This is a genomic window from Lichenicola sp. GTC18331, from assembly GCF_055386855.1.
The window spans coordinates 358479-383947 of the sequence record NZ_AP045015.1; the positions used below are offsets into that span (position 1 = coordinate 358479).

22 protein-coding genes are annotated in these 25469 nt (G+C 69.7%); 10 read left to right on the forward strand and 12 right to left on the reverse strand.

The annotated features are described in order from the left end of the window. Window positions 1-4 precede the first annotated feature (4 nt). Entirely contained in the window at window positions 5-1171 is a 1167-nt protein-coding gene (locus ACZ5BM_RS01695) for a two-component system sensor histidine kinase NtrB (RefSeq protein WP_498911441.1), read from the reverse strand. Between the two features lie 2 nt (window positions 1172-1173). Then, window positions 1174-2262, reverse strand: a complete 1089-nt coding sequence (gene dusB, locus ACZ5BM_RS01700) for a tRNA dihydrouridine synthase DusB (protein ID WP_498909616.1) — start codon at window positions 2260-2262, stop codon at window positions 1174-1176. A 156-nt stretch (window positions 2263-2418) separates the two neighbouring features. On the opposite strand from dusB, the gene ispD reads away from it, so the two are divergent. Further along, complete coding sequence (ispD, locus tag ACZ5BM_RS01705) at window positions 2419-3585, forward strand: bifunctional 2-C-methyl-D-erythritol 4-phosphate cytidylyltransferase IspD/2-C-methyl-D-erythritol 2,4-cyclodiphosphate synthase (protein WP_498909617.1); 1167 nt, start codon at window positions 2419-2421, stop codon at window positions 3583-3585. Between the two features lie 7 nt (window positions 3586-3592). Continuing rightward, the gene (gene bla, locus ACZ5BM_RS01710) at window positions 3593-4453 is read left to right on the forward strand and encodes a serine hydrolase (protein ID WP_498909618.1); all 861 of its coding nucleotides are present in this window, start codon (window positions 3593-3595) and stop codon (window positions 4451-4453) included. A 44-nt stretch (window positions 4454-4497) separates the two neighbouring features. Here bla and ACZ5BM_RS01715 read toward each other — a convergent pair whose 3' ends face one another. The 6 genes from ACZ5BM_RS01715 to ACZ5BM_RS01740 form a co-directional block, all read right to left on the reverse strand. After that, window positions 4498-5085, reverse strand: a complete 588-nt coding sequence (locus tag ACZ5BM_RS01715; protein ID WP_498909619.1) for a nitroreductase family protein — start codon at window positions 5083-5085, stop codon at window positions 4498-4500. A gap of 31 nt (window positions 5086-5116) precedes the next feature. After that, window positions 5117-5260, reverse strand: coding sequence for a hypothetical protein (locus ACZ5BM_RS01720; RefSeq protein ID WP_498909620.1), 144 nt, complete (start codon window positions 5258-5260; stop codon window positions 5117-5119). Window positions 5261-5418: 158 nt separating this feature from the next. Continuing rightward, window positions 5419-6411: an ATP12 family protein gene (locus tag ACZ5BM_RS01725; protein ID WP_498909621.1), complete on the reverse strand. Its 993-nt coding sequence runs from the start codon at window positions 6409-6411 to the stop codon at window positions 5419-5421. Between the two features lie 20 nt (window positions 6412-6431). Further along, window positions 6432-8969, reverse strand: coding sequence for an AsmA family protein (locus tag ACZ5BM_RS01730; RefSeq protein ID WP_498909622.1), 2538 nt, complete (start codon window positions 8967-8969; stop codon window positions 6432-6434). Between the two features lie 4 nt (window positions 8970-8973). Beyond that, entirely contained in the window at window positions 8974-9945 is a 972-nt protein-coding gene (locus ACZ5BM_RS01735; RefSeq protein WP_498909623.1) for an RluA family pseudouridine synthase, read from the reverse strand. A 9-nt stretch (window positions 9946-9954) separates the two neighbouring features. Continuing rightward, a complete protein-coding gene (locus ACZ5BM_RS01740) occupies window positions 9955-11316 on the reverse strand; it encodes a replication-associated recombination protein A (RefSeq protein WP_498909624.1) in 1362 nt (453 codons plus the stop codon). Window positions 11317-11419: 103 nt separating this feature from the next. Between ACZ5BM_RS01740 and ACZ5BM_RS01745 the strand changes: the two genes are divergently transcribed. Both ACZ5BM_RS01745 and ACZ5BM_RS01750 read left to right on the forward strand, forming a co-directional pair. Further along, window positions 11420-12769 carry a WD40/YVTN/BNR-like repeat-containing protein gene (locus ACZ5BM_RS01745; protein WP_498909625.1) on the forward strand — a complete coding sequence of 450 codons (1350 nt, stop codon included), beginning with the start codon at window positions 11420-11422 and terminating at the stop codon, window positions 12767-12769. An 81-nt stretch (window positions 12770-12850) separates the two neighbouring features. Continuing rightward, complete coding sequence (locus ACZ5BM_RS01750) at window positions 12851-14227, forward strand: purine-cytosine permease family protein (protein WP_498909626.1); 1377 nt, start codon at window positions 12851-12853, stop codon at window positions 14225-14227. Window positions 14228-14231: 4 nt separating this feature from the next. Here the strand turns inward: ACZ5BM_RS01750 and ACZ5BM_RS01755 are convergent, their stop codons facing one another. After that, window positions 14232-14516 (reverse strand): hypothetical protein, encoded by a 285-nt coding sequence (locus ACZ5BM_RS01755; RefSeq protein ID WP_498909627.1) that lies wholly within the window; start codon window positions 14514-14516, stop codon window positions 14232-14234. Between the two features lie 84 nt (window positions 14517-14600). On the opposite strand from ACZ5BM_RS01755, the gene ACZ5BM_RS01760 reads away from it, so the two are divergent. Continuing rightward, a complete protein-coding gene (locus tag ACZ5BM_RS01760; protein WP_498909628.1) occupies window positions 14601-16148 on the forward strand; it encodes a glycosyltransferase family 39 protein in 1548 nt (515 codons plus the stop codon). 12 nt (window positions 16149-16160) lie between these two features. Here ACZ5BM_RS01760 and ACZ5BM_RS01765 read toward each other — a convergent pair whose 3' ends face one another. Beyond that, a complete protein-coding gene (locus ACZ5BM_RS01765; RefSeq protein WP_498909629.1) occupies window positions 16161-16646 on the reverse strand; it encodes a hypothetical protein in 486 nt (161 codons plus the stop codon). A gap of 177 nt (window positions 16647-16823) precedes the next feature. Between ACZ5BM_RS01765 and ACZ5BM_RS01770 the strand changes: the two genes are divergently transcribed. Genes ACZ5BM_RS01770 through ACZ5BM_RS01790 form a run of 5 tightly spaced genes read left to right on the forward strand, consistent with a single transcriptional unit; the run spans window position 16824 to window position 22596 of the window. Beyond that, a complete protein-coding gene (locus tag ACZ5BM_RS01770) occupies window positions 16824-18032 on the forward strand; it encodes a peptidoglycan-binding domain-containing protein (RefSeq protein WP_498909630.1) in 1209 nt (402 codons plus the stop codon). Between the two features lie 5 nt (window positions 18033-18037). Beyond that, the gene (locus ACZ5BM_RS01775) at window positions 18038-18898 is read left to right on the forward strand and encodes a Tll0287-like domain-containing protein (RefSeq protein WP_498909631.1); all 861 of its coding nucleotides are present in this window, start codon (window positions 18038-18040) and stop codon (window positions 18896-18898) included. Then, entirely contained in the window at window positions 18895-20805 is a 1911-nt protein-coding gene (locus ACZ5BM_RS01780; protein WP_498909632.1) for a serine/threonine protein kinase, read from the forward strand. The genes ACZ5BM_RS01775 and ACZ5BM_RS01780 overlap by 4 nt, the downstream gene beginning before the upstream one ends. Further along, entirely contained in the window at window positions 20802-21884 is a 1083-nt protein-coding gene (locus tag ACZ5BM_RS01785; RefSeq protein ID WP_498909633.1) for an FHA domain-containing protein, read from the forward strand. The genes ACZ5BM_RS01780 and ACZ5BM_RS01785 overlap by 4 nt, the downstream gene beginning before the upstream one ends. Before the next feature lie 19 nt (window positions 21885-21903). After that, window positions 21904-22596, forward strand: a complete 693-nt coding sequence (locus tag ACZ5BM_RS01790) for a PP2C family protein-serine/threonine phosphatase (protein WP_498909634.1) — start codon at window positions 21904-21906, stop codon at window positions 22594-22596. A gap of 19 nt (window positions 22597-22615) precedes the next feature. On the opposite strand, the gene tssG is transcribed toward ACZ5BM_RS01790, so the two are convergent. Then, window positions 22616-23650: a type VI secretion system baseplate subunit TssG gene (gene tssG, locus ACZ5BM_RS01795; RefSeq protein ID WP_498909635.1), complete on the reverse strand. Its 1035-nt coding sequence runs from the start codon at window positions 23648-23650 to the stop codon at window positions 22616-22618. Continuing rightward, on the reverse strand, window positions 23647-25464 hold the full coding sequence (gene tssF / locus ACZ5BM_RS01800; protein WP_498909636.1) for a type VI secretion system baseplate subunit TssF: 1818 nt from the start codon (window positions 25462-25464) through the stop codon (window positions 23647-23649). The genes tssG and tssF overlap by 4 nt, the downstream gene beginning before the upstream one ends. Window positions 25465-25469: the final 5 nt, after the last annotated feature.

Here is a 25469-nt window from a genome sequence, read left to right on the forward strand (position 1 = left end):
ACGGTCAGGGATCGTTCTGATCGTCCACCAGAACCGGCAGATGCAGCACCACGTCGGTGCGCCCCGGCTTGCTGTCGATCTCGATTAGACCGCCATGGTCGCCGACGATCTTCGCCGCCAGCGCCAGACCGAGACCGCTGCCGGACACCTTGGTGGTCAGGAACGGCTCGAACAGATGCGGCCGGATCTGGTCCGGAATGCCCGGCCCGGTATCGCGCACACGCACCATCAGCGGCAGATGCACGCGCTGGTCGGAACCCGGCATCGCCAGGCGCACGCTGCTCTGATAGGCGGTGCACAGCGTGATCTCGCCCGGACGGTCGCTGCCCAGCCGGTCGCCGCTGATCGCCTCGGCCGCGTTCTTCACCAGATTCAGCAGCACCTGCACCAGCTGGTCGCGATTGCCCCAGACCGGCGGCAGAGACGGGTCGTACTGCTCCACGAAGCGGATATGCGCGGCGAATCCCTGCTGCGCCAGCAGACGCACATGCTCCAGAACGCGATGGATGTTCACCGGACGGCGCTCGATCGGTTTCTCGCCGAACACCTCCATCCGCTCCACCAGCGCCTTGATCCGGTCGGCCTCGTCGCGGATCAGCACCGCCAGCTCGCGATCGGTCTCGCCCACCGTGCTTTCCAGCAACTGCGCCGCGCCGCGAATGCCCGAAAGCGGGTTCTTCACCTCGTGCGCCAGAATCGCCGCCATGCCGGACACGGAGCGCGCGGCATTGCGGAAGGTCAGCTGCCGGTCCAGCGCACGCGCCGCGGAGGCGTCATGGAACGTCAGCAGCACGAAGCGCTCGTCCTCCGCGACGGGCGTGCCCTGCACGGTGATGGCAGCCCGATGCAGACGCGGCCCGTCCAGAACCAGATCGTGCTCGACGATGGTCACGCCGTTCGCGCGCACCTGATCGATCAACAGGAACAGCGGATGATCCGCCGGCACCAGATCCTGCAACACCAGATGACCGAGCTGCGGCTTGCTCATGCCGAAGAACGGCTCGGCCGCCGCATTCACGAAGCGGATCCGGTGCTCGGCATCCAGCATCACCACCGGCACCGGCAAACTGTCCAGCATCGCCGCGCCGTCAGGCAGAACATCCTGGGCCGCAGGGGCCACCGTCGATACGGTTTCGCTTCGGCTCCGGCCGCGCCGGGTACGGAGGGCCATCGTCATGCCGCCAGGGTCCCGGCGCCGTCGCAGCCCTCGGCGGCGTCCTCGGGCGGCATGCGTCCGCTGGCCTCGCGCCCGGCACCCGCCTCGATCAAGCCGTCATAGAAGCTGTCGATCAGCGCGATCGCATCGGTGGAATTGTCGATCCGGTTCACCGCCGCGCGGAAATGCGCCGAACCCGGCAGCCCGTGCGAGTACCAGGACACATGCTTGCGGGCGAGACGCAGCCCCGGATGCTGCCCGAAATGCGACAGCATGGCGTGGTAGTGCTCCAGCAGGATTGCCTTCTCGGTAGGCAGATCGGGATCGGGCAGGATCTCGCCCGTGGTCAGCGCGCGCCCCACCTGCGCCGGCAGCCAGGGACGGCCATAGCAGCCACGCCCGATCATCACCCCGTCCGCCCCAGACTGCCGCAGCGCCTCTCGCGCATCCGCGATGCTCAGGATGTCGCCGTTGACGATCACCGGCAGGCCGACCGCCTGCTTCACCTGCGACACGAACCGCCAATCGGCCGTTCCGGTGTAGAATTGCTGGCGCGTCCGCCCATGCACCGTGATCATGCGGATGCCGCACTGCTCGGCGATGCGCGCCAAATTGGGCGCGTTCAGGTTGTTGTGGTCCCAGCCCATCCGCATCTTCAGCGTGACCGGCACCGTCACCGCGTTCACGGTGGCTTCGAGCAGCTTCCCGGCTAGAACCTCGTCGCGCATCAGCGCGGACCCGGCCTGCTGGCCCACCGCCACCTTCTTGGCCGGACAGCCGAAATTGATGTCGACAATGTCGGCGCCACGACCCACCGCGATGCGCGCCGCTTCCGCCATCGCCCCCGGCTCGCAGCCGGCGAGTTGCACCGAGTTCGGACCGGCGCCGCCATCGTCCGCCATCTCGGCCATGCGCAGGGTCGCCGCGTTCTCGCGTACCATCGCCCAGGACGCGATCATCTCCGACACCACCAGCCCGGCACCCAGCTTCCGGGCCAGACGGCGATACGGCAGATCGGTGACCCCCGACATCGGCGCCAGGATCACAGGCTCCTCGATCACCACCCCGCCACCCAGAGCGATCGGCTTCAGCACAGGCTCGGGCATGTCGATATCCGCCGATACCGATCGGTCGGCGGTGTTTGGATCGGCGTTGCTCATGATTTGGGCAAAATAGACCCGGAGCGATGCCGGTGCAATCATCACGTGTGGTCGTTACGCGACGTATTGACCTGAGCAGACGGCCAACGCATTGCTCCGCCCATGCGTATCGCCGCCATTCTCCTCGCCGCCGGCACCGGAAGCCGCTACGGCACCGCCATCCCGAAGCAGTTCGTGTCGCTGGCCGGTCAGGCCGTGATCCGCCATGCAGCGGAGGCGCTGCTGCCGCACGTCTCCCTGCTGCTGCCGGTGGGCGACGCGGCATTGTTGAGCGACGCGCTGAACGGGCTCGGCGCCGGCGTGATCCGCCCCGCCGTTCCGGGCGGCGCCACGCGTCAGAACAGCGTGCTCGCAGGGCTGGAAGCGCTGGACCGTCTGCCCGAGGCCGAAAAGCCCGATCTCGTTCTGGTGCATGACGGCGCACGTCCCTTCGTGCCGGCCGCCGTCACCAAACGGGTGATCGAGGCCCTGGAAACGCGCGACGGCGCCATTCCCTGCGTGGTCGTCGCCGATACCCTCAAGCGCAACCGCGACGGGCTGATCGCCGAAACCGTGTCCCGCGAGGGGCTCGTACGCGCGCAGACGCCGCAGGGTTTCCGCTTCCCCCTGCTGCTCTCGCTGCATCGCGAAGCGGCCGCGGCGGCGGACGCCACCGACGATGCGGCCCTGCTGGAGCGCGCCGGCCATCCCGTCGCCCTGGTCCAGGGCGACGAGGACAACATCAAGCTGACCTACGAGGAGGACCTGGTGCGACTGGAACGCCTGGTGGGACCCGCCCTGATGCCGCGCACCGGCAGCGGCTTCGACGTTCACGCCTTCGCCGACGACCGCAAGCTCATCCTGTGCGGCATCGAGGTACCGTTCGAGCGCGGCCTCGCCGGCCACTCCGATGCCGATGTCGGCATCCACACCCTGTGCGACGCCATCTACGGCGCGCTGGCCGAGGGCGATATCGGCCGCTTCTTCCCGCCCAGCGAGAACGAGTGGAAGGACGCCGACAGCGCCCGTTTCCTGGTGCATGCCGGAGAGCGCATCCGGGCGCGCGGCGGCATGCTGGTGAATGCCGACGTCACGCTGATCTGCGAACGCCCCAAGATCGGCCCGCATTCCGAGCCGATGCGCGCACGCCTCGCCGAGCTGCTGCGCGTCGACCTGCACCGGATCTCGGTCAAGGCCACCACCACCGAACGGCTCGGCTTCACCGGACGCGGCGAAGGCATCGCCTGCCTTGCCAGCGTCACCGTAATGGTCCCCGAACTCCGCAACTGACGCAGGCATGACACCGGTCCGACGCAGGCTCCTGCTGGGCGGTGCGGCGGGCGCAATCCTCCTGCCGCGCATCGCGCGTGCAAACGGCCGGATCGACCCGGCGGCGATCGCGGAGATAGAGCAGGTGCGAGGCGGACGTCTCGGCGTGTTCGCGCAAGCCGGCGATGGCGGACCGACGCTGGAATGGCGCGCCGACGAGCGGTTCCCGATGGGCAGTACCATGAAACTGCCCCTTGCCGGGTTGATGCTCCGGCGCGTGCAGGACGGCGCAGACAGGCTCGATACGAAGCTGCGCTACGGGCGCGCCGACCTGATCGCCGTCTCCCCCGTGACGGAAGCACATGTCGGCGAGGGCGAACTGCGGATCGACCAGCTGGTGGCGGCGATCCTGGAGCGGAGCGACAACAGCGCTGCCAATCTGCTGCTGGCGCATGCCGGCGGCCCGGAGGCGCTGAACCGCTTCCTGCGCAAGATCGGCGACCACACCACGATCATTCGTCGTGGCGAGGTCATTGGCGCGCCCACCGACACCGACAACGACACGACGCCGCGCGCCTTCGCCGCCATGGTTCGCACGCTATGCCTCGGCGACGTGCTGCTCCCCGCCCTGCGCGATCGACTGGTGCATGGCATGATCGGCAATCTGCCCGGTCGTGCCCGTCTCAGGGCGGGCTTCCCGGGCAGCTGGCAGGGCGCCAACCGAACCGGCACCGCGGACGGCCTCTGCAACGACGGTGCAGTTGCCTGGCGACCGCACGGCGCGCCTTTGGTGGTGGCGGCGTTCTATCGCGCCGACGGCGCGGACCTGCCGCAACAGGAGATGGCGCTGCGCACGGTCGGGAAAACGGTGGCGGCGGCGTTCGGCTGAGCGCCGGACGGTTCCTTTCGGAGGAACCCGCCCGGCCCGTCGCTTCACCCCTCCAAACGGCCCTCGAACGCGAACTGTGCCTGCGGCAGACGCTCGTTCGGCTGCTCGCGGGCCCGCACCGCTTCCGGCAGCGCCTCGGCCGGTCCCTGACGCCCCACGGCGATCATCGCCTCGACGCGATAATCCTCCTTCATGCCCACGAGCGTGCCGGCGCGATCAAGATCGAACCCCACCATGGTGTGGGTGACCAGCCCGGAATGCACCGCCTGCAACGCCAGATAGGCGCAGGCCGCCCCGGTGTCGAAAGCGTGCGAGTGCGACGGAACACGCTCATCCTTGTTCGGCATCGCCATCGACAGGCGCGACAGAACGACGATCAGCGCCCCGGCCTTTTCGGCCCAGGAGCGGTTGAACGGGTTCAGAAGATCCAGGAACTCAGGCCACGCCGCGCTGTCGCGGGTCGCATACACGAACCGCCAGGGCTGCGAATTATAGGACGACGCAGCCCAGCGCGCGGCCTCGAACAAACGATGCAGTTCGGCGGGAGAAACGGTCTCTCCCGTCAGGGAGCGCGGCGACCAGCGCCGGACGAAGATGCTGTCGATCGGATACTCGGCAACGCGTTCGGTCATGGTGCGGCTCGTCGGTCATTCGGACGCCCGTTCAGGCGATGGAGAACACCACCACGGCAACCGGCATGGCGGCAAGCACGATCCAGGACAGCATCGCGCAACGCGCGGCAATGGTCGCTGCGCGGCGCTTCAGGCGGGCATTGTTGGAACGGGTCGGGACCTGTTCGTGGCTCATCGCATCGGGCTCCATCGTCATGGCCGGAACAGGTAGCAGAAAAGTCCCGGCCTTGAATGTAACCAACAATCACGGATCATCGAGCTACGCAACCGTTTCGGATGCTTGCCTTATTTTTGCTTTATTGCGTTCACGAGGCCGTTTCGGGGCCGATTTGTTTACGCATCCGGGGCGATTTCGAACGATTGATTGCCATACTCCGAACCGTCGCCTTCGAATCCGTCCTGCCGCGACACCCCACGCACCGCTGCCATGCGCGGCCCCGTCTCCGCGCGTTGCGCCAAGGCCGAACGCGCCGCCTCCGGTCCGACCAGAACCGCCTCCACGCGTCCGTCCGACAGGTTGCGCACGAAACCGCGCAGGCCGAGCACCGAGGCTTCCCGATGCAGCCATGCGCGATAGCCGACCCCCTGGACACGCCCATCCACCAGAAGACGGGTCGTGCCGATGCCGCGCGCCAGATGCAGGAAACGCTCGGCTTCCAGGCACTCGGACCGCAGGAACGCGCGTCGTCCGGCCGCTTCCCCGTCCTCGCCCCAACGCTCGGCCTGGAACCGGTCGTCCAGGATCGACAGGTTGAACGCCAGATCCGCGGACAACGCGCCGGCGACGCAGGCCAAGGCCAGCACCAGACTGTTCAAGGCCGGCGCCAGAACGCCGAGCGCCGTCAGCGCCGCGTCGTCCAGTCCGGCCAGCACGCCCGCCAGCGCCGCATGCGCCGCCTCCGTCTGCCGGATCGGCATCAACCCGGTGGTTGTTTCCAGCGAAACGCCGAGCCGCTCCCGCGCCCAGTCGAGCCAGGGCTGCCAGTCGCGCTCCTGTTGCCGCACCAGCCCGTCCGGGTGCCCGGCGCGGTAACACAGCAGATCGCCGTCGAGATAGCCGAGCAACTGTTCCGTCACCGCCGCCCGGCGCGGCGCAACCCGGAACAGCATCGTGCCCGCCAGACGCGTCAAACCGATCGCCTCCGGCCCGTATTCCCCCTCGATGCGCCGCCATTCCGCCGCCACCGCCTCGGCCAGAATCCGATTCGGCAGCAGCAACGCGCCCGCTTCGGGCAGACGCACGGGTTTACCGTCCAGATGCACGGCGAACCCGTCGGGCTGCTCCGACACATCCACCGCGCTCCAGAAGCGACGGCTGCCGGCCATTGGCCCGCTCCCCAACCCGCTCAATGGAACAGTCCCAGCCCGCGCAGGATGTCGATCGGCTTCGGCATCTTCCGCTTGCCCTCGGCAGGCGCAGCACTCGGCATCGGTCCGGCGACACCGTAGCGCGACGCGGCCAGATCGGCCGCACACGGATCGGCCGGCGCGGCGCCGCCGATAGTGAGCGAAAAGCGCCCGCCGGTCGCCGCCGGATCGAGCGCCGCCTCCGGCGAATCCACCGTGCCGCCGATCCGCACCGGCAGAGACGCCCCGGTCGCCCCCACGGCCAGACGCGGCACCAGATGCAGATCGAGCCGCCCGTCCGGCAACGTCACCGTGCCGCGCCCCTGCACCACCAGACGGCTGGTGGAGAGCGCGATCGGGTCCAGCGTCGCGACGCCGCCGCCGATCGCCGCCGGAAGGGCGAGACAACGGAACGGCGTGCGCGCCCCGTCATGGTCGGTGCCCGCCTGCGCCGCCTGCGGGCGGCCGATCAACTGCCCCAGAGCCTCGGTGGCGATGGCGCCGTCCACCATCGACAGACCGGCATGGCCGGACGCGTCCCGCGCCATCGCTTCCCAGCTCGCCCCGGTCGCCTTCAGATCGGCGACGATCTCGACCCCGCCTTCCAGCGCGGGCGCACGCCCCAGCCACGCCGCCAGCGTTCCCGCCGGGAGCGAGAGCGGATGCAGCTGCACGCTCAGGCTCTTCTCCCGCGCATCCGCCTGGGCCGACAGCGCGATCGGCCCGGCCGGACCCGCAGCGGAAAGCCGCGTCAGGTCGAGCACGCCGTCATGCAGAGTCAAAGCCGCGGAAAGCGTCTTGTAGACCGCCCGGTCCATCGTCACCGCAGCGGCATCCACCTGCACGGCGGCATCGCAGCAATCCAGACGCGCGAATGGCACGGCATGCTCGGATGGCGGCGATGCGGTCCCGGCCGGCGCAGCACCCTCGGATGCGGGCGTCGTCGGCGCCGTTTCGGCAGGCGCGATCTGCGTCGCCGCGTTCGGCGCATCCGGCCGAGTCTGCACGGGTGCCGGGTCGACCCAGCCCGACCGCAGCGCGTCCAGATCGGCATGCGCCGCCGAGAGTTTCGCGTTCAGCACTGGATGCGCGCCCGGCACGAGATCGGCGCTGCCGGCCAGGGCCAGCTCCTTGGATCGCAGATCCAGCCCCTGCACCGTCACGTGGCGGTCCGCTCCCACCGCCACATGCGCAGACAGGTCGAGATCGGTCAGCGCCGGCCCCACCGGCAGCACGGCGCGCAGAGAGGCGGCCCGGAGCGCCACCGTCGCATCCAGGGAATCGATCGCCGCCTGTCCGGTCAGCGTCGCCTGCGCATCGCCGGCGCGCAGCGTCAGGTCGAACGGCGACGGCATCGCCTGCCCGGCGGACGCCCGCCAGCCCCTCAGCGTTCCGGCTTTTCCGCGCAGAGACACGCCATGCCCCTGCCACGCGCCGTCGGCGGACACCTGCACGGGAGCATCGCGATCGGCCGCCTCCACGGCAACCCGGTCCAGCACCAGACCCTGGCTCCAGCTCCGCCGGATCAGTGCGCCCAGATCGATCTTCTCCCCGCGCAGAGACACGCGCTCCAGCGCCGGCAAGGCGGTCTGCGCGTCAGCCGGAGCGGCATCGATCAGGCGCGCAGAGGCCGAGACCGGCCCGAGCGCCGGAATCCCGGCATGCGGGAACAAGGCGTCGATCCCGTCCGGACGTTGGGCATCGACGCGCAGATCGAGCGCGAACCCGCGCCCGCGCGCCGGATCGGTCAGCGTGCCATCCACCGTCAAACGCGCATCCTCGCGGCCATTGCGGCCGGTCTGCGCGATCACCCGCAGCGGCCACGCCGCCGCCCCAGCGATTTCCGGGCTCAGCAAACGGCGCAGCGGGCCGGTGCCGATCTCGGCGGTGAAGCCGGCCACGCCATGCCGTCCGGCCAGATCGGCCTGCGGGTGCATCCCGGCCAGATCGCTCGCGTCGAGACGATCCAGCGACACGGCGCCGCTCCAGCCGCCCACCGCATCGCGCCAGGCGATCGTCCCGTCGCGCAGACGCACGCTGTTGATTTCGACCTGCCAGCGCGCGCCGCCGCCCGGCGTGCTGCCCGGCCCCTCCGGTTTCGGCGGCGGCGTGAAGCGCCAGTTCGCCTGCCCGTCCGCATGGCGCTCCAGAAACAGATCGGGGTCGGTCAGGGTGACCCCGTCCAGGCGGGCGACATGGTGCAGCAGAGGCCACAACGCCAGATGCGCCGACAGGCTGTTCGCCGTCAGCATCTGCGGCCGCAAATCGCCCGGCAGGCCGGACAGGCTCACCCCGGTCGCGGTGAAGGTCGGCACCGGCAACAGAACCAGACGCGCATCCTGAAGCGTCAGGGTCCGCCCCGTCGCCTCGTAGCACTGCTTCTCGATGCGCTCGCGCAGAGCCGCCGGATCGATCCGCGACTGGATCAGGAACGCCGCCCCCACCAGCAGCGCCAGAAGGATCAGCAGGATCAGAAGCAGCGTGGCGAGCGCCCGTCGCACGGGGCTGCGCCTGCGGGCGGGAACGGCGGCGCTCATGCGATCAGCTCCGGCGCGCGGCGCGGGTCTGCCCGGCCTCGAACCCCAGCTGCCGGAACGTTTCGCGCATATGCGGCGGCAGCTCCGCTTCCAGCCTCAGCGTGCCGCCGGCCGGATGCGGCAGAACCAGAGCCCGCGCATGCAGATGCAGCCGGTCCTCGAACCCGTCCTTGTGCGCGGCCTCGCCGCCATATTTCGGGTCACCCAGGATCGGCGACCCCAGCGCCTCGCAATGCACGCGAAGCTGATGCGTGCGACCGGTCAAGGGCGAGAGTTCGAGCCAGCTCAGCTTGCGTCCGGCCGCATCCCGCACGGCATATTCCGTCAGCGCATGCGCCGCGTCCGCGTCGTCGCGCTCCGCCGCCACCGTCAGCGCGCCCGGCCCCGCGCCCAGACGCGCCAGAGGCAGGTCGATCACCCCTTCCGCAGGGCTGGGACGGCCGGACACCACCGCCCAATAGGTCTTCTTCACGTCCCGCGTACGGAAGGCGGCGGCGAGCTTGGCCGCCACGCCCGGCGTGCGCGCCAGCAGCAACAGGCCGGAGGTGTCGCGGTCGATCCGATGCACCAGACGCGGGCGATGCTCGGAATCGTAGCGCAGCGCGTCCAGCAGCCCGTCCACGTGGCGGGTGATGCCGGGGCCGCCCTGCACCGGCAGGCCGGACGGCTTGTTCAGGACGATCACGTGGTCGTCCTTGTAGATCACCAGACGCTCCATCTCCTTGATGTCGCGCTCGTCCACCACGGGCGCGATCGGCGCCGGCTTGCTGGCATTCGGGATCGGCGGCACCCGCACCATCTGGCCGGGCTGGAGGCGGGTACTGGTTTCCACCTTCCTGCCGTCCACCTTCACCTGTCCGGTGCGGCACAGCTTCTGCAGCGCGCCCTGAGTGAGATGCGGATAATGGCGACGAAACCAGCGATCCAGGCGGATCTCGGCTTCGTCTTCGGAAACGGGCAGGGTCACGACGCTCATGGGCGCTGGCTAAACCCTCTTCTGCGCCCAGATGTCCAGTCTTCTCGCGATCTCCTTCTCGAAACCGCGCCCGGTCGGGCGATAGAATTCCGCCCGATCCATCCCGTCCGGGAAATAATTCTGCCCGGAAAACGCGTCCTCGGTGTCGTGATCGTACTGGTAGCCCTTGCCGTAGCCGATCTCCTTCATCAGCCGCGTCGGCGCGTTCAGGATATGCGCCGGCGGCATCAGGCTGCCGGTCTCTTTGGCCACCCGGACGGCCGCCTTGTAGGCAGCGTAGACCGCGTTCGATTTCGGCGCGGTGCCGAGATAGACCACGAGCTGGGCCAGAGCGAGTTCGCCTTCCGGGCTGCCCAGACGCTCGAAGGTCTCCCACGCGGCGATCGCCTGCGTCAGCGCCGCAGGATCGGCCATGCCCACATCCTCGGACGCGAACCGCGTCAGCCTGCGGGCGATGAAACGCGCATCCTCGCCGCCCGCCAGCATGCGCGCGAACCAGTACAAAGCCGCATCCGGGTCCGACCCGCGCAGCGATTTATGCAGCGCCGAGATCAGGTTGTAGTGCTCTTCCCGGTCGCGATCGTACAGCACCGCACGTTTCGCCAGCAGCGACGACAGACCCGCCGGATCGAGCGGTGCCGTTTCGCCCAGACCCGCCAACTGCTCGGCCATGTTCAGCAGATAGCGCCCGTCGCCATCCGCCATCGCCACCAGGGTCGCCCGCGCATCCGGGTCGAGCGGCAGAACGTGCCCGATCAACGCTTCCGCCCGGTCCAGCAGGCTCGACAAGGCCGTCTCGTCCAGACGGCGCAGCACCAGCACCTGACAGCGCGACAACAGCGCCGCGTTCAGCGCGAAGGACGGGTTCTCCGTGGTCGCGCCCACCAGAACCACGGTGCCGTTCTCCACCACCGGCAGGAAACCATCCTGCTGCGCCCGGTTGAAACGATGGATCTCGTCCACGAACAAAAGCGTCGCCCCGCCGCCCGCCGTCAGACGACGCCCCGCCTCGTCGAAGGCCCGCTTGAGATCCGCCACGCCGGAGAACACCGCGGAAAGCTGCACGAAGCGAAGCCCCGCCTCCTGCGCCAGCAGGCGGGCGATGGTGGTCTTGCCGCAACCAGGCCCGCCCCAGAGAATCAGGCTGGCCAGAGACCCGCGTTCCAGCATCCGCCTGAGCGCGCCTTCCGGCCCCAGCAGATGCGGCTGCCCCACCACCTGGCCCAGCGAATCCGGCCGCAGCCGATCCGCCAAAGGCTGGGCCGGCGAAGCGCGCGACGGCGCCGGTTGGGGCGGCCCCGCCTCGGGCGACGCATCGAACAGATCGCCCGCCCCATCCGGCCTGTTCTGTTTGCTTGCGGGCTGCTTCATGCACCCGATCATAGGAGTGCTGACACCCCGGAGGGAACGGCCGCTCTGGTTCTCCCGCCCGCTTGCGCTAATCTCCGCACCGAAACCGGGGAGATCCAACCGCATGCCGAGCACGCCGCTATCGCGCGCCTGCGCCGCTTCCCTGCTCGGCGCGGCTCTCGTCCTGCCCGCGGTCGTTCTGTCCGCGCGCGCCGCAGAACCGGCCCGCACCACCCACCCGCATGCAGCCAAGCCCCAAGAAGCCGCCAAACCCGCGTCACCGCCCCCCGAGCCCGCGCCGCCTGCACCGCCGCCCGGCCCGCTCGACGCCCCCGCTCCGATCGTGCCCAATCCCGGCAAGACGCTGGTGGAAGCCATCGCCCATGCCGGTTCGCGCCTGGTCGCCGTCGGTCTGCACGGGCTGATCCTGCTCAGCGACGATAACGGCCTGTCCTGGCGTCAGGTGCAGCCGCCCGTCCAGGCCACCCTCACGGGCGTCGCCTTCGCGGACGACCATACCGGCTGGGCGATCGGCCATTACGGCGTGATCCTGCGCACCGAGAACGCCGGCGAAAGCTGGACCCTCGCCCTCGACCTGCCGCACGCCGCCCTGATCACGCTCGATTCCGCCCTCGCCGCCAATGCCTCGGACGCCGTGCGTCAGAAGAACATCGACGCCGCCCACCGCCTCGCCGCAGCCGACCCGTCCCTGCCCTTCCTGCTGATGCAGACCGAAGGGCCCGACACGCTCCGTGCCATCGGCGCGGGCAGTCTCGCGATGGAAACCAACGATGCGGGCCGCCACTGGCATCCCTGGTCGAACGCGATCGAGAACCCCGACAACCAGCCTCTTCTCGGCCTCGCCGTACGCGACGGCGTGGTGGCGGTCGATGGCGGTCAGGGCACCCTTCTCGCCGGACGCCCAGAGAACGGCCTCACCCATCTGAAGCTGCAGACCGACGCCACCCTGTTCGGCGCCCTCAACGCCGGCCCGTTCGGCTTCCTGCTCTACGGACAGCAGGGCAACGCCTTTCTCGGCACGATCGCCCAGCCCGTCACCGGCACGAAACCGGATGCATGGCATCAGGTCGACAGCCCGACCCAGAACAGCTTCACCGCCGCGCTGCTGAAACATGACGGCAGCGTCCTGATCGGCGATTCCGCCGGCATGGTCTGGACCCTCGGCGGCAAGCCCAACGATCCGCATCTGGACGCCGCCGCACCGCGCGCGCCCTTTCCGATCCTGGCCATGGCCGACACCGAGGATGGCGGACTGATCCTGGCCGGCAGCGGCGGCGTGCTGCGGATCGATCCGCCGGCGCCCCCGGCGACCGCCACGCCTCCCGCTACGCCTGCGACGACACCCGCCACGCAGCCGAAACCCGCCGAAGCCGCGCCGCCGGCCGCCACATCTCAACCCGGTCCGGCCGCTCCGGCGCCGGCAACAAACGATGCACCGAAAAAGCCCGGCTGATCCGGCGAAAGCCTGAACCACACCGACGACCCTGGCACGATTATTGCGGCACATTCCGACCAGCTACCGGACGTCCGCGCCATGACCGCCACAACCGCCCTTCCCGTCCACGCCACGCCGCACCCGACCATCGAACGCGCCGGCATCGAACCCGTGGCGCCGGAAGCCCGGACCGTGCGCTGGCACGACCTGTTCAGCATCATCATCAATTTCCAGATCAATCCGGGGCAAATCCTGGTCGCCGGCATGGCCGTCGCCGCCGGTCTCTCCTTCTGGCAGGCCGTTCTGGCGCAGGTCTCCGGCACCATGGTCGCGTTCCTGGCCTATGTGACCATGGCCACGGTCGGCGTCGATCACGGCATTCCGGGCCAGACCGCCACCCGCATGGCGTTCGGCCTGCGTGGCGCCAAGCTGCTGCCCTCCACGCTCCGCACGGTCGCCTCGGTCTACTGGTTCGGCTTCCAGACCGTCGCCGGATCTCTCGCAATCGTCGCCGTTCTGGATCGCTGGACCGGCACCCCGCACGATCTGCTCGGCATCAGCCTGGCGTTCGGCGCCGTCCAGGCCGTGGTCGCCGCGATCGGCTACAATTCGCTGAAATGGCTGTCGCGCGTCGCCCTGCCGGTGAAGCTGCTGATCCTGGTCTGGATGGGAATCACCCTCACGACCCACCCCGACCCGGCCTTCCATCCCGGCGCGGTCTGGAGGTTCCAGCAGCACCACGCCGGCTGGATGCTGTTCGCCGCCTGGTTCAACACGGCGCTTGCCACCTGGCTGACCATGATCACCGACGCCGCCGATTTCTGCCGCTACTCGCGCTCCCGGCGCGACATGTGGATCGGCACGCTGCTCGCCGTCCTCGTCGGCATCCTGCTGGTCAGCCTCGTCGGCGCCTATGCCGCCGCCGCCACGGCGGGCCGATCCAACAACGCCTTCGAGGTGGTGGCACGAATCACCGGCGGCCATCTCGCCCTGTCGCTCATCCTGCTGATGGTCGTACTCGACAACTGGACCATCAACGTCCTCAACCTCTACACCGGCGGTCTGTCGCTGCTGAACGTGGTGGAACGCCTGGGCCGTTTCCGCGCGACGCTCACCGTCAGCGCCGTCGGCATCGCCCTGTCGGCATTCCCGTCCCTGGTGCACGGCTACCAGGGCTGGATCGGCACCATGGGGATGTTCTTCGCGCCGCTGTCCGGCGTGCTTCTGGCCGACTACCTGTTCGTCCGGCGCGGAACCGTCGACGTGCCGGGCCTTTTCGAACGCTCCGGTCCCTATTGGTACCGCGCCGGCGTCAACCCGGCGGCGATCGGCTGGACGGTGGCGGGTTTCGTGGCTTCGGCGACCGTGATCCCCGCCTGGCTCCCCGTCTCGGTCGGGGCGTTGATCCTGTCGGGCGCCGGTTATCTCGTCACGATGCGGATCCTGCCGCCGCCCGCGAGGGCGACGGCAGGCTGATCCCTTACTGCACGCGGCCGAAGGACGGCGCGCCCACACCCGGACACGAGCACGGCGACCCCACCGGCACCTGCGTCTGGGTGTGGCAGACATACACGCCGGCATAGCAGGTGTAGCCGTAGCCCGGCGCGGCCCCCACGGACGGGCGCGGCGTCACTTCGCACCCACCCAGAAGCGCTCCGGCAAGACCCAAAGACGCGAACAGCCCGGCGCGGCGCGCGCCCTTGCTGGAAGCCAGACGGCGTGTCATGCGGATGGGCTGGCTGCTGCGATCGGTCATGGCGCTCATGCTCCTTCTTTCCTGTTTCGAGTACGGCCGGCACATCCGCTCCGACATGCATCGCCGCCTCGTTGCACCGGACGGAAACACCTGATGCGCCGTGCCGTTCCCCGAACGGTTTCCGCGTTTCGTGATCGCCCCGGATGGGCAGCCGCCGCGGTCTTCCTGTTCGCCCTCCTGCTCCGTCTGCACGGTCTCGGCGGCAAACCCTACTGGCTGGACGAGGTCACCACCCTCCGCCGCTCCGCCCTGCCCTTCCTGCCGCTCCTGCGCGACAGCCTCTCCTTCCACCACCTGCCGCTTTATTTCCTGATCGAATCCGCCATCGAACCGTTCGGGCTTGATCCGTTCACCATGCGCCTCCCCTCCGCGCTCTTCGGCGCGCTCGCCTGCGCGCTTCTGGTGCCGATCGGCCAGGCGGCATGGCGACGGTCCGCCGGCGTGGCGGCCGGACTGCTGACCGCCCTGTCGCCGTTCCAACTCCAATATGCACAGGAAGCCCGCTCCTACACGCTGGTGCTGTGCTTCATCCTGTGCGGCGTCTGGGGAATGCTGCGGCTGGCGCGTGCGCCTGCAAACGACCGCTCCGGCTGGCTGCTCTATGCCGTCGGCACCGCACTCGCCCTCGATACGCTGAGCGTCGCCCTGTTCTGGTTCGCGGCCGCGCAGGCCTGTGCCGCGCTGATCGCCGTCGCGGCGGTCCGGCCCGGCGGCGCGGCGTGGTTCCTGCGGCGCTGGCTGCCGGTGCAGGCGATCGTCCTGGCCGCCTATCTGCCCTTCGTGCTCGCGATGGTCTGGCTCACGCACGGCCGCATGGGCAGTGGGCTCGACTGGGTGCCCCCGCCGACCCTCCATTCGGTCTGGACCATCGGGCAATCCGTCCTGCTGCTGCGGCAGTCGAGCCTGATCGCGTTCCGGATCTTCCCGGCGCCGCTCGATCTCGGCGGCGTGCCCTGGCCCGGCCTCGCCGTGCTCGCCCTGGCCGTGTCCGGCGCGGTCCGGCAGCGTCGCGCTCTCACCGTGCGCGTCCTCGTCCTGGCCACCCTGGCCCTGCCGGCCGGCATCGCCCTGTGCTCGCTCCGGTCGTCGCTCTGGATGCCGCGCTACCTGATGTGGAGCGCGCCTTTGCTGTTCCTGCTGGCGGGAACCGGCGTCGCCAGCCTGCCCAGGCGAACCCGGCCGGTGGTGCTGGTGCTGGTCTCCGTGCTCGGGCTGATCAATCTCTGGCCCTATTACAACATCGAGACCAAGCCGCTCTGGAACCAGGCCGCTGCCTTCCTGCGCGCTGCCAGACATCCCGATGATCTTCTTTTCGTGGATGATCCGGCCGCCATCGACATGATGAACGTATCGCTCGATCCTGGCGCCGTGATCGCGAACCAGACGCCCCCCGACGGCTTCGGTCCGGACGAGTGGACGAAAAGCATCGCCACCGCCCTGGCGGCACAGAAATCAGGCCGACGCGTCTGGATCGTGCATGGCCGCGTCGGCCAGAACGATTCCACCACCCTCCAGACACTTCTGCATGGAGCCGCCCCCCTGGGCGAACCGGCCGAAACGCAGACGGTCGGCCGGGACATCACCATCCTGCGCGTCGACCCCACCGCGCGACAGAAATCCGTCCTGACGATCAGCCCTTGAACGGGAAAAGCCTCATTTCGGCGCGGGCGCCGGCGGCTTCGGTCCGAATTTCGGATCCGCAGCGATGCGGTCCACCACCGTGATCGCCAGCGCCCGGGTCGGATCGGTCGCCGCGACGGCCTTCGCGGCCGCGCTCGGGGCGTCGGTGCGGAAACTCGCCTGCTCCAGAAGCTGCGAATCCCGCCCTTCCCGCACGCTCTCGGTCGCCGGGAACACCAAAGGCGACGCGGTGATCTGCAGAACATGATCCGCAACGCCGGAACCGCTGACGATGGTCGCGGCGAGGTTGCGGCGCAGCAGCTCGTGTTCGACGGCATGGGCGATCAGCGGGTCGCGCTCATCGCCCGCGCCCCACACCACGACGCGCCAGCTCGCCGCCGTGCCGGGCGTCGCCAGAACGGTCTTCGGCCCGTCATCGTCGCAGGCGCCGAGCAGCAGCCCGGCGCAGGCCAGCACCGGAAACGCGGCGCGAAACACGTTGGTTCTGCTTGAAGCCATGAGGCGTTCTCCGGATGCGGCGTGGCGGGCGCGAACCCGCGAAAAACGTTCCGCAGGCGCGATCGTTTCCCTCGCACAACCAACGGCGCGTCACAACAGAGCGAGACGAGGGCGCTTTACCTCCGGGTGTGGCACCGATACGGTCGCCCGAAACGAAGATGGCGGAGCGACCGGGGTTTGCGGAACGATCTTCAGCAGCGGGGCCGTATCATTGCGACCTCCATCCCGGCTCTGCCGGCCGCCCTCGTGGCGTTCGGGCTGGCATTGTCCGCCGGCACGGCCCTCGCCGCGCCCGATCCGGCCGCCAAGGGCGCCTTTCTCCTCATCGACGGCGGCGCACCCGCCGGTCAGCCGCGCCTGGCGGGCTGCGACCGGTCCCTCGCCGATCTGCATGCCGCCCTGGACAGGAACGGCACCCCCAACACGGTGCTGCTCGCCCCCACCGCCGGCGCCCTGCGTGAAGCGCTGCTGCGCTTCGGCAACGCCAATACCGGCGGCGCCAATGCGGTGCTGTTCTGCGGCTACGCCACAGAGGCGGGCGGAAACGTGTTTGCGCTCGGCAGCGATTTCGCCCCGCATGACGATCCGGCCCTGTCCGCGGTCAGCATCCGCGCCTTCTCCCGCGTGTCCGGCGACAAGAACGGCCTCGTGGTGCTGAACATGCACCCGGTCGCGGCCGAGGGTGCGCCCGTCGCCGCCATCGCCGGTGCGCTCGACGGCGCTGCGGGCGCCTGGAGCACCGATCCCGGCCTCACCGGCACTCGCATCGCCGCCACCGACAAATCGCCGGCCGATGCCACGTTGATCGCGCGCGCGGCGCAGACCGGGGCCACCACCCCGGACGCGATGGCCCACGCCCTCTCCGTCTCGACCGCGCCGACGGCGACTGAGCCGTCGCCCCAGACGCCCACCCAGACGCCGCCGGCCGCCACGCCCGCCATGAAGACCTCGGCGAAGCCTGTCGAACCGGCCACTTCCAGCGACGCCCCGCCTGCGGACACCAAGGTCGCGGACGCCAAACCCGCCGGAACGGACACGGCGACCAGATCCGGCGACGACAAGACGACGCCCGCGCCGGACGGCAAGACCGACGCGGCCCAGCCCACACCCGATCACGCCGAGGCGGCGAAGTCCGCTGAAGACGCCGGCGCGATGCCGCTGGCGCCGAAACCGCCCGCCGCCGCGACGCGTCCCCGCGTGCATGTCGATCCCGCGATCCGGCGCATCCAGGTGGCGCTGCTGGCGCGCGGCCTGTTCAGCGGCCGGGTGAACGGCGTTAACAACGCCGACACCCAGCGCGGCATCAAGCATTTCCAGGCCATGCTCGGCCATCCCGTCACCGGCGCCCTCACCGCGGACGAGACCAGGCAGCTCACGGGCGGATGACGGTGATGAGCCTCCGCCTCCGAGCCAATCTGTTCTTCGCCGCAGGCGCCGTGATTCTGCTGCTGGTCGGCGCGCTGGCGGTCCGGTCCGGCGTTCATGGCGACGCCGTGCGTGAGGCGCGCCGTCAGGCGGAGCTGCTCACCACCGAAACCGGCATCGCCGGACGCTACACCGCCGAGAAGGTGGCCCCGCTCCTGGCGGAAGGCGGGCGGCAGCTCGTGTTCGTTCCGGCGGCCTCCCCCTTCGCCGCCACCGAGGCGCAGGCGCGCATGCTGGCCGAGGCGGAACCCGGAATCAGCGTGCGGCGGGTGGTGCTGAACCCGGTCGGCAGCGCCGATCGCCCGTCCGCGGAAGAACGCGCAGCGATCGAGAAACTGCGCGCGGACGCCGATCCGCAGCCCTACACGCTCGAAACCGACGGGTCGGACGGGCGGATGCTGTCCCTGGTCACGCCGCTGCGTTTCGCGCCGGGCGTCTGCGCCACCTGCTACACCTCGCGCAGCGCCGCGCCGGCCGGAATCGTCGACGCGTTCGGCGGGTCGGGCGGCTTCAACGACAAGCCCGGCGAGATCGTCGGCGTGACGATCGCCACCGTGCCGCTGCCCTCGCTGCATGCCGCCACCACGGCGCTTGTCTGGATGGTCGTTCTGGCCGCTGCCCTGCTCGGCCTGTTCAATCTCGTGCTCACCTTCCTGGTGCTGCGCCCGCTGGGGCATGTCGCCGACGTCGCGGAGCGGATCAGCCTCGGCCAGACCGGGGTGGAAGAATTCGCCCATGCCGGAAACGACGAGATCGGCACCATCACGCGATCGTTCAACCGTCTCCGGCGCTCGATGGAAAGCGCGATCGGACTGCTTGAGTCATGACCGCCTCGGCTGCCATGCCGGACCGGATCGGCCGTTTCCATATCCGGTCCATGCTCGGCCGCGGCGCGATGGGCATCGTGTATCTGGGCCAGGACGAAGAGATCGACCGGCTCGTCGCGATCAAGCTCATCCGCGCCGATCTGCTCGATACGGAGGAGCGCGAGAACTACCTCAAACGCTTCCGCAACGAGGCCAAGATCGCCGGCCGCTGCATGCACGCGAACATCGTGGGTCTCTACGATTTCGCCATGCACGACGAGAACCCCTATCTCGTCATGGAATATATCGACGGGATCGGGCTGCAGCAGTTCTTCCCGCGCGGCTCCAAACGTCCCGTGCACGAGGTGATCCATATCGCCCTTCAGGTGCTGGACGCGCTGCACTACGCGCACGGGCGATCCATCGTCCATCGCGACATCAAGCCGGCCAACATCCTGATGATGCCGGACCTGTCGCTGAAGATCACCGATTTCGGCATCTCTCGCCTGACCAGCATGGAGCTGACGGTCACGCCGCTGCTGATCGGCACGCCCTCCTACATGTCGCCGGAACAATGCCTGGGCTCGGCGCTGGACGGACGAAACGACCTGTTCTCCCTCGGCTGCGTGCTCTACGAGTTGATCGCAGGCGAGCGCGCCTTCTCGGGCGTGAACTACACCGAAACCATCTTCTCCATCGTCAACAAGCCGCACGTGCCGCTGTCGCAGCTTCGCGACGACCTGCCGCCCGGCTTCAGCGACGCGATCGACAAGGCGCTGGCGAAATCGCCCGACCAGCGCCATCCGGACGCGGCCTCCTTCGCCCGCATCCTGGACGATATCGCCCGCGAATCCCGCCTCCCGCGCACCGGCATGCCGCCGGTCATCGCCACAGAGACGAGACGGGTGTTCCAGCCCGGTGCCACGACCCAGGACGGCAGCGTGCGTCAGACCGGCGCAGAAGCGCAGCCGACGATCAGCGCACCGATGACCGAAACCACGATGGCGCGCGCCATCGAACCGGCTTCCCCGGCCGAGACCGCACCATCGGCGCCCGTTGCCGCTCCACCACACCCGCTGCCGGTGCCGGCGCCGGAACAACCGCCGGTCGCCACCCCGGTCCCGCCTTCCGCCGCGCCAGAAGCGCAAGGGGAAGCGCAGCCGGAACCGCAGCCGGCTCCGCTCTTCGAGGACGAGGACCCGGACGCGACCCTGCGGCCGACGGCCCTGCCGGATCTGCGCGCCCCGGCGCCGGAAACACCGGCCGCAGCGACACGGCCGGCCGCGACCCCGCTGTTCACCGCGCCGCCGCAGCCGATCGATACCAGGCCGATCGATACCAGTCCGCCCGCGCCGGAAACCGTCCCGGACGCGTTTCGGGAGCCGGCCGCCGATCTCCAGACGCGACCGGCCCCGAATCCCGGGCCGGAACCCGGGCCCGAGCCAGGACCGGAGCCGCAGCCCACCCTGGCGATCCCGCGCCCGGCGGTCCCGAAACAGGCCGAGCCACAGCTCGCGCCGATTCCGGACCACCGGACGGATTTCGATACACACGCTCACAGCGCGGAAACGATTCCGGTCGCGAACGGCGTCATGGTCGACGACCATGACGACCAGAGCACCCTGTCCCCGGCCGACTCGGTCCGCAACCCGGCCCGAGCACCGCTGCACGACCCCACGGAAGCGGGGCTGGTGTCCTTCACCCCGGGGCCGCACTACGCCCTGCCCACGCCGATCGGCGACGCGGAACGCACCCGCATCGCCGCGTGCCTGTCCATGGTGATCGGCCCGATCGCGCCGCTTCTGGTGCGGCGCGCGGAAGAACCCGGCATGAGCGCCGAGGCGCTCGCCGAGACCCTGGCCGGGTTCGTTCGCCACAAGGACGAGCGCGACCATTTCCTCCGTCTGGTCGGCGAGGGCGCGGCATGACCACCCTGCTTCTTTCCGTCACGCGCGGCCCGAACGGCTTCCTGAACCAGACGCGCATGGTCTCGTCCGGCGCGTTCCAGGTCGGCCGCGCGCGCCCCTCCGACTGGGTGCTGGACGATCCGAGCTGCACCCTGTCCAAGACCCATTGCGTGTTCCAGCAGGACGAGGGCGGCTGGTCCGTGTCCGATGTGAGCCGCAACGGCTCGTTCCTGCGTCACAACGGCGAGACCAGGCGTCTCGGTCCGCAGCCGCACAGGCTGGAGCGTGGCGAAGCGGTGCGCTTCGGCGATTACGAACTGGCGGTGGACCTGCAGGAAGACGAGGCCTCCTTCATGCAGATCCCGATCGGGCCGCATCGCGGCGGCGCGCGTCCCGGCAGCGTGGCGCCGCCGGACGTTCCGCCCCGCTCCTATCCGCGCCCGTCCCGAACGCGCCCCCGCATCGACGAGGGAGAGCCGACGCGCTTGTTTCTTCATCGCCCCACCCCGGTCGTACGCGAAACCTCCGGCCTCTCCGATCTTCTGGCCGGCGCATCCCTGGCCGCGGGCGATCTGCCCGCCGGCACCGACGATGCCGCCGCCTTGCGCAACGCGGGCGCGGCGCTGCGGGCGGCGATGGCCGGCATACGCGATCTGCGCTTCGCCACGCTGGGCGACGCGAACGAAAGCACCGCCGATGCCGGCACCACGACCCGCGAGGAAGCGATCGCCCTGCCGTTGCTGGCCGCGCGCAACAACGGCGAGGCTTTGTCCCGCCTGCTGCACGGCGAAGCGACCTCGCCGGATTCGGTCGAGGCGGTGTTCCGCGAGGTCCAGCTCCATCACGACTGGCTGGTGCGCGCCGCACGGCGCAGCCTGCGCGAAACGATCCTGTCGCTCGATCCGGACCGTCCGGCCGAAGAACTGCCGCCGCACTGGCTCGACCTGCTGCCGGGCTGGCGGCGCTGGCGCAGCGCCGCCCTGGCGCGCAAGCGCTTCCGGGACATGACCGGCAACCTCGACCGCGCCGTGGATCAGGCCCTGGCCAATGCCTACTGGGAGGTCCGGCGCGACATGGAAGCACGGTGGAATCCCCGTTGAGCGCCGGGACCTTTTCCTGATGTTCGGCGGTCAGGTCTATTCCGTTTCCCATCGCGGTGCGGTGCGCCCGGAAAACCAGGACGCGCTGGTCTGCCGTCCAGAAATGGACGTCTATGCGGTCGCCGACGGTGCCGGCGGCACCGAGAACGGACGCGCCGCCGCCGATGCGGTGATCGCCAACATCAGCCGCATCTCGCCCGCCGTGCCGGTGACGGAACGCCTTGGCGAGATCCGACGCGCCGTCACCGCCGCGCACGAAGCCCTGCTCAGCAACAGCAAGGCCGCCTCCACCGTAGCCGTGCTGATGCTGGACGGCCCCTATTTCGTGTGTCTCTGGGTCGGCGATTCCCGGATCTATCTCTGCCGCGACGGCGAACTGATCCAGCTCACCCACGACCACAGCATGGTCCAGGAAATGGTCGATGCCGGCACGCTGACTCCGGCCGAAGCGCGCGTGCATCCCAAGGCCAACGTCATCACCCGCGCCGTGGGCGGCATCCACGGCGAACTGGCCATCGCCAAGCGCACGGGCGAGTCCCTGCCCGGCGACCGATTCCTGCTCTGCAGCGACGGCCTGACCAAGACCATGGAAGACGACGAGATCTGCCAGCTCATGAGCGGTCCCGGCGACGTCGCAGCCGCCATGCTCGACACCGCGCTGCGCCGTCGCGCCCGCGACAACGTGTCGGTGATCGTCGTCTGCCGCGATTAAGTTGCACCGTGTAATTTAATCAGGCGCGGCGGGCCGCGTTGTCGGCGAAGACCGTGTCCTCGGCATCCGGACGAGGCAGCCTGGTGGTCGGCAGCCAGCCGGTGTGCCCGAGCCGGACGCCGCCCATTCTCGCCGGCGGAACGGCGTCGCCGCGCAGGATCAGCTTCACGGCGAACGCGGCCTCGTCGTCCAGAAAGGTGCGGATCAGCCGCTGCAGCAGCTCCAGGCGCGGGCTGCCGGGCAGCAGCGCCTCGAAACGACCGAGATCGAGCGGCCCGACCGTGATCTGGATGCGGCCCTGGATGTCCCAGACGCGGCCGCCGGCAGCGGTGTCGCTGCCGAGCGTGCTGTATTTCGCGCCGAGGCGTGTGCGTTCGGACGGGTCCAGCACCTGCCAGCTTCCGACAAACTGCTCGATCCTGACCGGAACGTCGAGCCACTCGCCGAGCAGGGCGCCGAGGCGATCCGCCGAACGCGGGCGGGACGCGAACAGGCCGGAGAAATACAGCAGCTGGTTCACGCCCAGCGCGGAGCGCTCCAGATCGCCGGGCAGGCCGTGCCCGGTCAGCGACAGCAGAGCCTGGGCGATGCCGTCGCGTTCCGGCACGGCGACGGCGCGCGTGGCGGCCTTGGGCATCGGGCCCGAGATCAGCGCGGCACGGGCGGGATGATACTTAGCGCCGGCCAGCGCGTATTGCAGCAGGAAGCGCTGCGACAGCATGTCGAAGAAGCCGCCCATGGCCTGGGAGCGGCGACGGCGTTCCTCCCCGGCCATTTCCGTATAGGGCCTGGGCAGCACGCCGCCCGGGCCGGTCAGGCCGGAAAAGCCGATCCTGACCGTGTAGCGGCGATGGTCGCCGCGCCAGTCTTCCCGCACCGACAGCACGTCGCGCAGCGCCGGGGCCAGGCCGGCGACGGTCTCGAAACGCAGCGCCTGTTCCGGGGCGGCGCCGGAAGCGGCGAGCAGAACGGTGATGGCGGCATCGAACGAGAAACGGCCGGGCTGCTGCTGCAGGGTCTGCAGCAGGGACGGCGTGGCGGCGTCCGCGCTCACAGCAGCACGCGATCGCCCGCACGCGGTGCGAAGCGGGCCACGGGATCGGAGCGGCCCCGCAGACGCACCACGGTGCGGACGAAGCTGTTCACAGTGACGTGCAGCGCCAGCACGCGTTCCAGGATCGAGGCGAGCAGATAAAGCCCGCCCGCATCCCAATGCGCGGCGTCGAACAGCAGCGTGACCTCCAGCCCGCGACAGAACGAGCCGATCCGGGCACCCGGCACGCGCGCGACGGAATCCTTCGTGTCGACCGCGAGCAGGCTGGCGACGGCATGGCGCGTGTCGTCCGCGTCGCGCACGTCGTAGAGGCGCAGCCATTCGCGGAGCGAGGCCGCCGCGTCGCCGCCGCCGGTCAAACCCAGCCGTCCCAGCACCAGATGCGAGATCAGCCGCCAGTTGTGCTTCTCACGCAGGGGCGCGCGCCAGCTCGGCGTCGGCGGGGTCAGGCAGGCGATCGCAGAGACCGAACCGAGACCTTCTGTCGGGTGCAGACGCGGCTCGCCGCCGCCGACCGGCAGGCGCGACGGCAGATCGCGGTTGGTGAGCAGCGCATCGACCGACAGCACACGATCCGCCGGACGGTCCGGGTCGAGTTGCAGGTCGATCGGCGACAGGCGCGTTTCGGTGCCGCCGCGCCAATTGGCGTCCGGCCTGCGGATCAGCGCGAACATGCCAGCGCTGGTGCCGTCATCCTCCGCGAGTTGCTGGTAGAGCGGGCGCCAGGAGCGGACGGTGCCGTTCTCGTCGATCTCCCGCACCTGCTCGATATCCCACACCTCCTCCACGCCTGCCCTGTCGCGCGCGGGCTCGACCACGTAGTCGGTGCGCCAGTGGTCCAGCCGGATCGGCTCGCAGGCGCCGGGATAAAGGTTGACCACCGGGGTGCAGCCGAGCGCCAGGCAGTTCGGCTGAAGCACGCGCTCCAGCTCCGGCATGGCGATGTCGAAATACACGAACAGCTCCAGCTCGCGGCTGTCCTGCACCAGCGTGCGGGCGTCGAGCCCGGCGATGTCGACGAACAGGAATTTCTCCGGCAGGGCGAAATATTCGGTGAGCAGTCGGAAGCCGGAAAAGGTGCGCCGGGGCCAGGGATAAAGCGCCTCGTCGGCCGCGAAGCCGGCGGCGGAGAGCGAGGAGGCCGGCAGGGGCGTCGGGCGGTCGTCGTTCGGACCGTTGGCCAGTGCGAGGCCCAGCGTGTGCTGGCTCATCAGTTCCAGCAGCCGGATCGCCTGCGCCACCGGGGCGTCGATGAAGAAGCGCAGCGTGTCGGGCGCGAGTTCGTTGAACCGCGCCTGCTCGCCCGCCATGCGCAGCCGGATGCGCAGGCTGCTCTTGCCCTGCCTGGAGACCGGCACGACCGGCGCGTTCAGCGGCAGGCCCGTGAGCTGGGTGGAGACGGTCTCGATCGGCCAGAGCGTGACCGGGCTGGCGGTGCGGAAACGGCAGGCGACGCCGTCGTAGGGGTCCGCTTCCAGCATGGTGCCGGCGGGCACCGGTACCGGCGCGCGCAGATCGGGCCGGGCGGTGAACCGGATGATGGCGGCGGACGGGATCGGCGCCAGATAACGCGGATACAGCACGCCGAGCAGCGCGTCGGTCAGTTCGGGGAATTCGTCGTCCAGGCGCTGCTGCGTGCGGGCGGACAGGAAGGCCGCCCCTTCGAGCAAGCGTTCCACATGGGGATCGTCGACGCCGTTCGGGCCGACGCGCAGCCTGCGGGCGATCTTCGGATGCGCCTCGGCGAACTCGCCGGCCAGCCTGCGGATCGCATCCAGCTCTCTTTGATAGGCGTCGGACAGGTCGATCGGCATGGGCG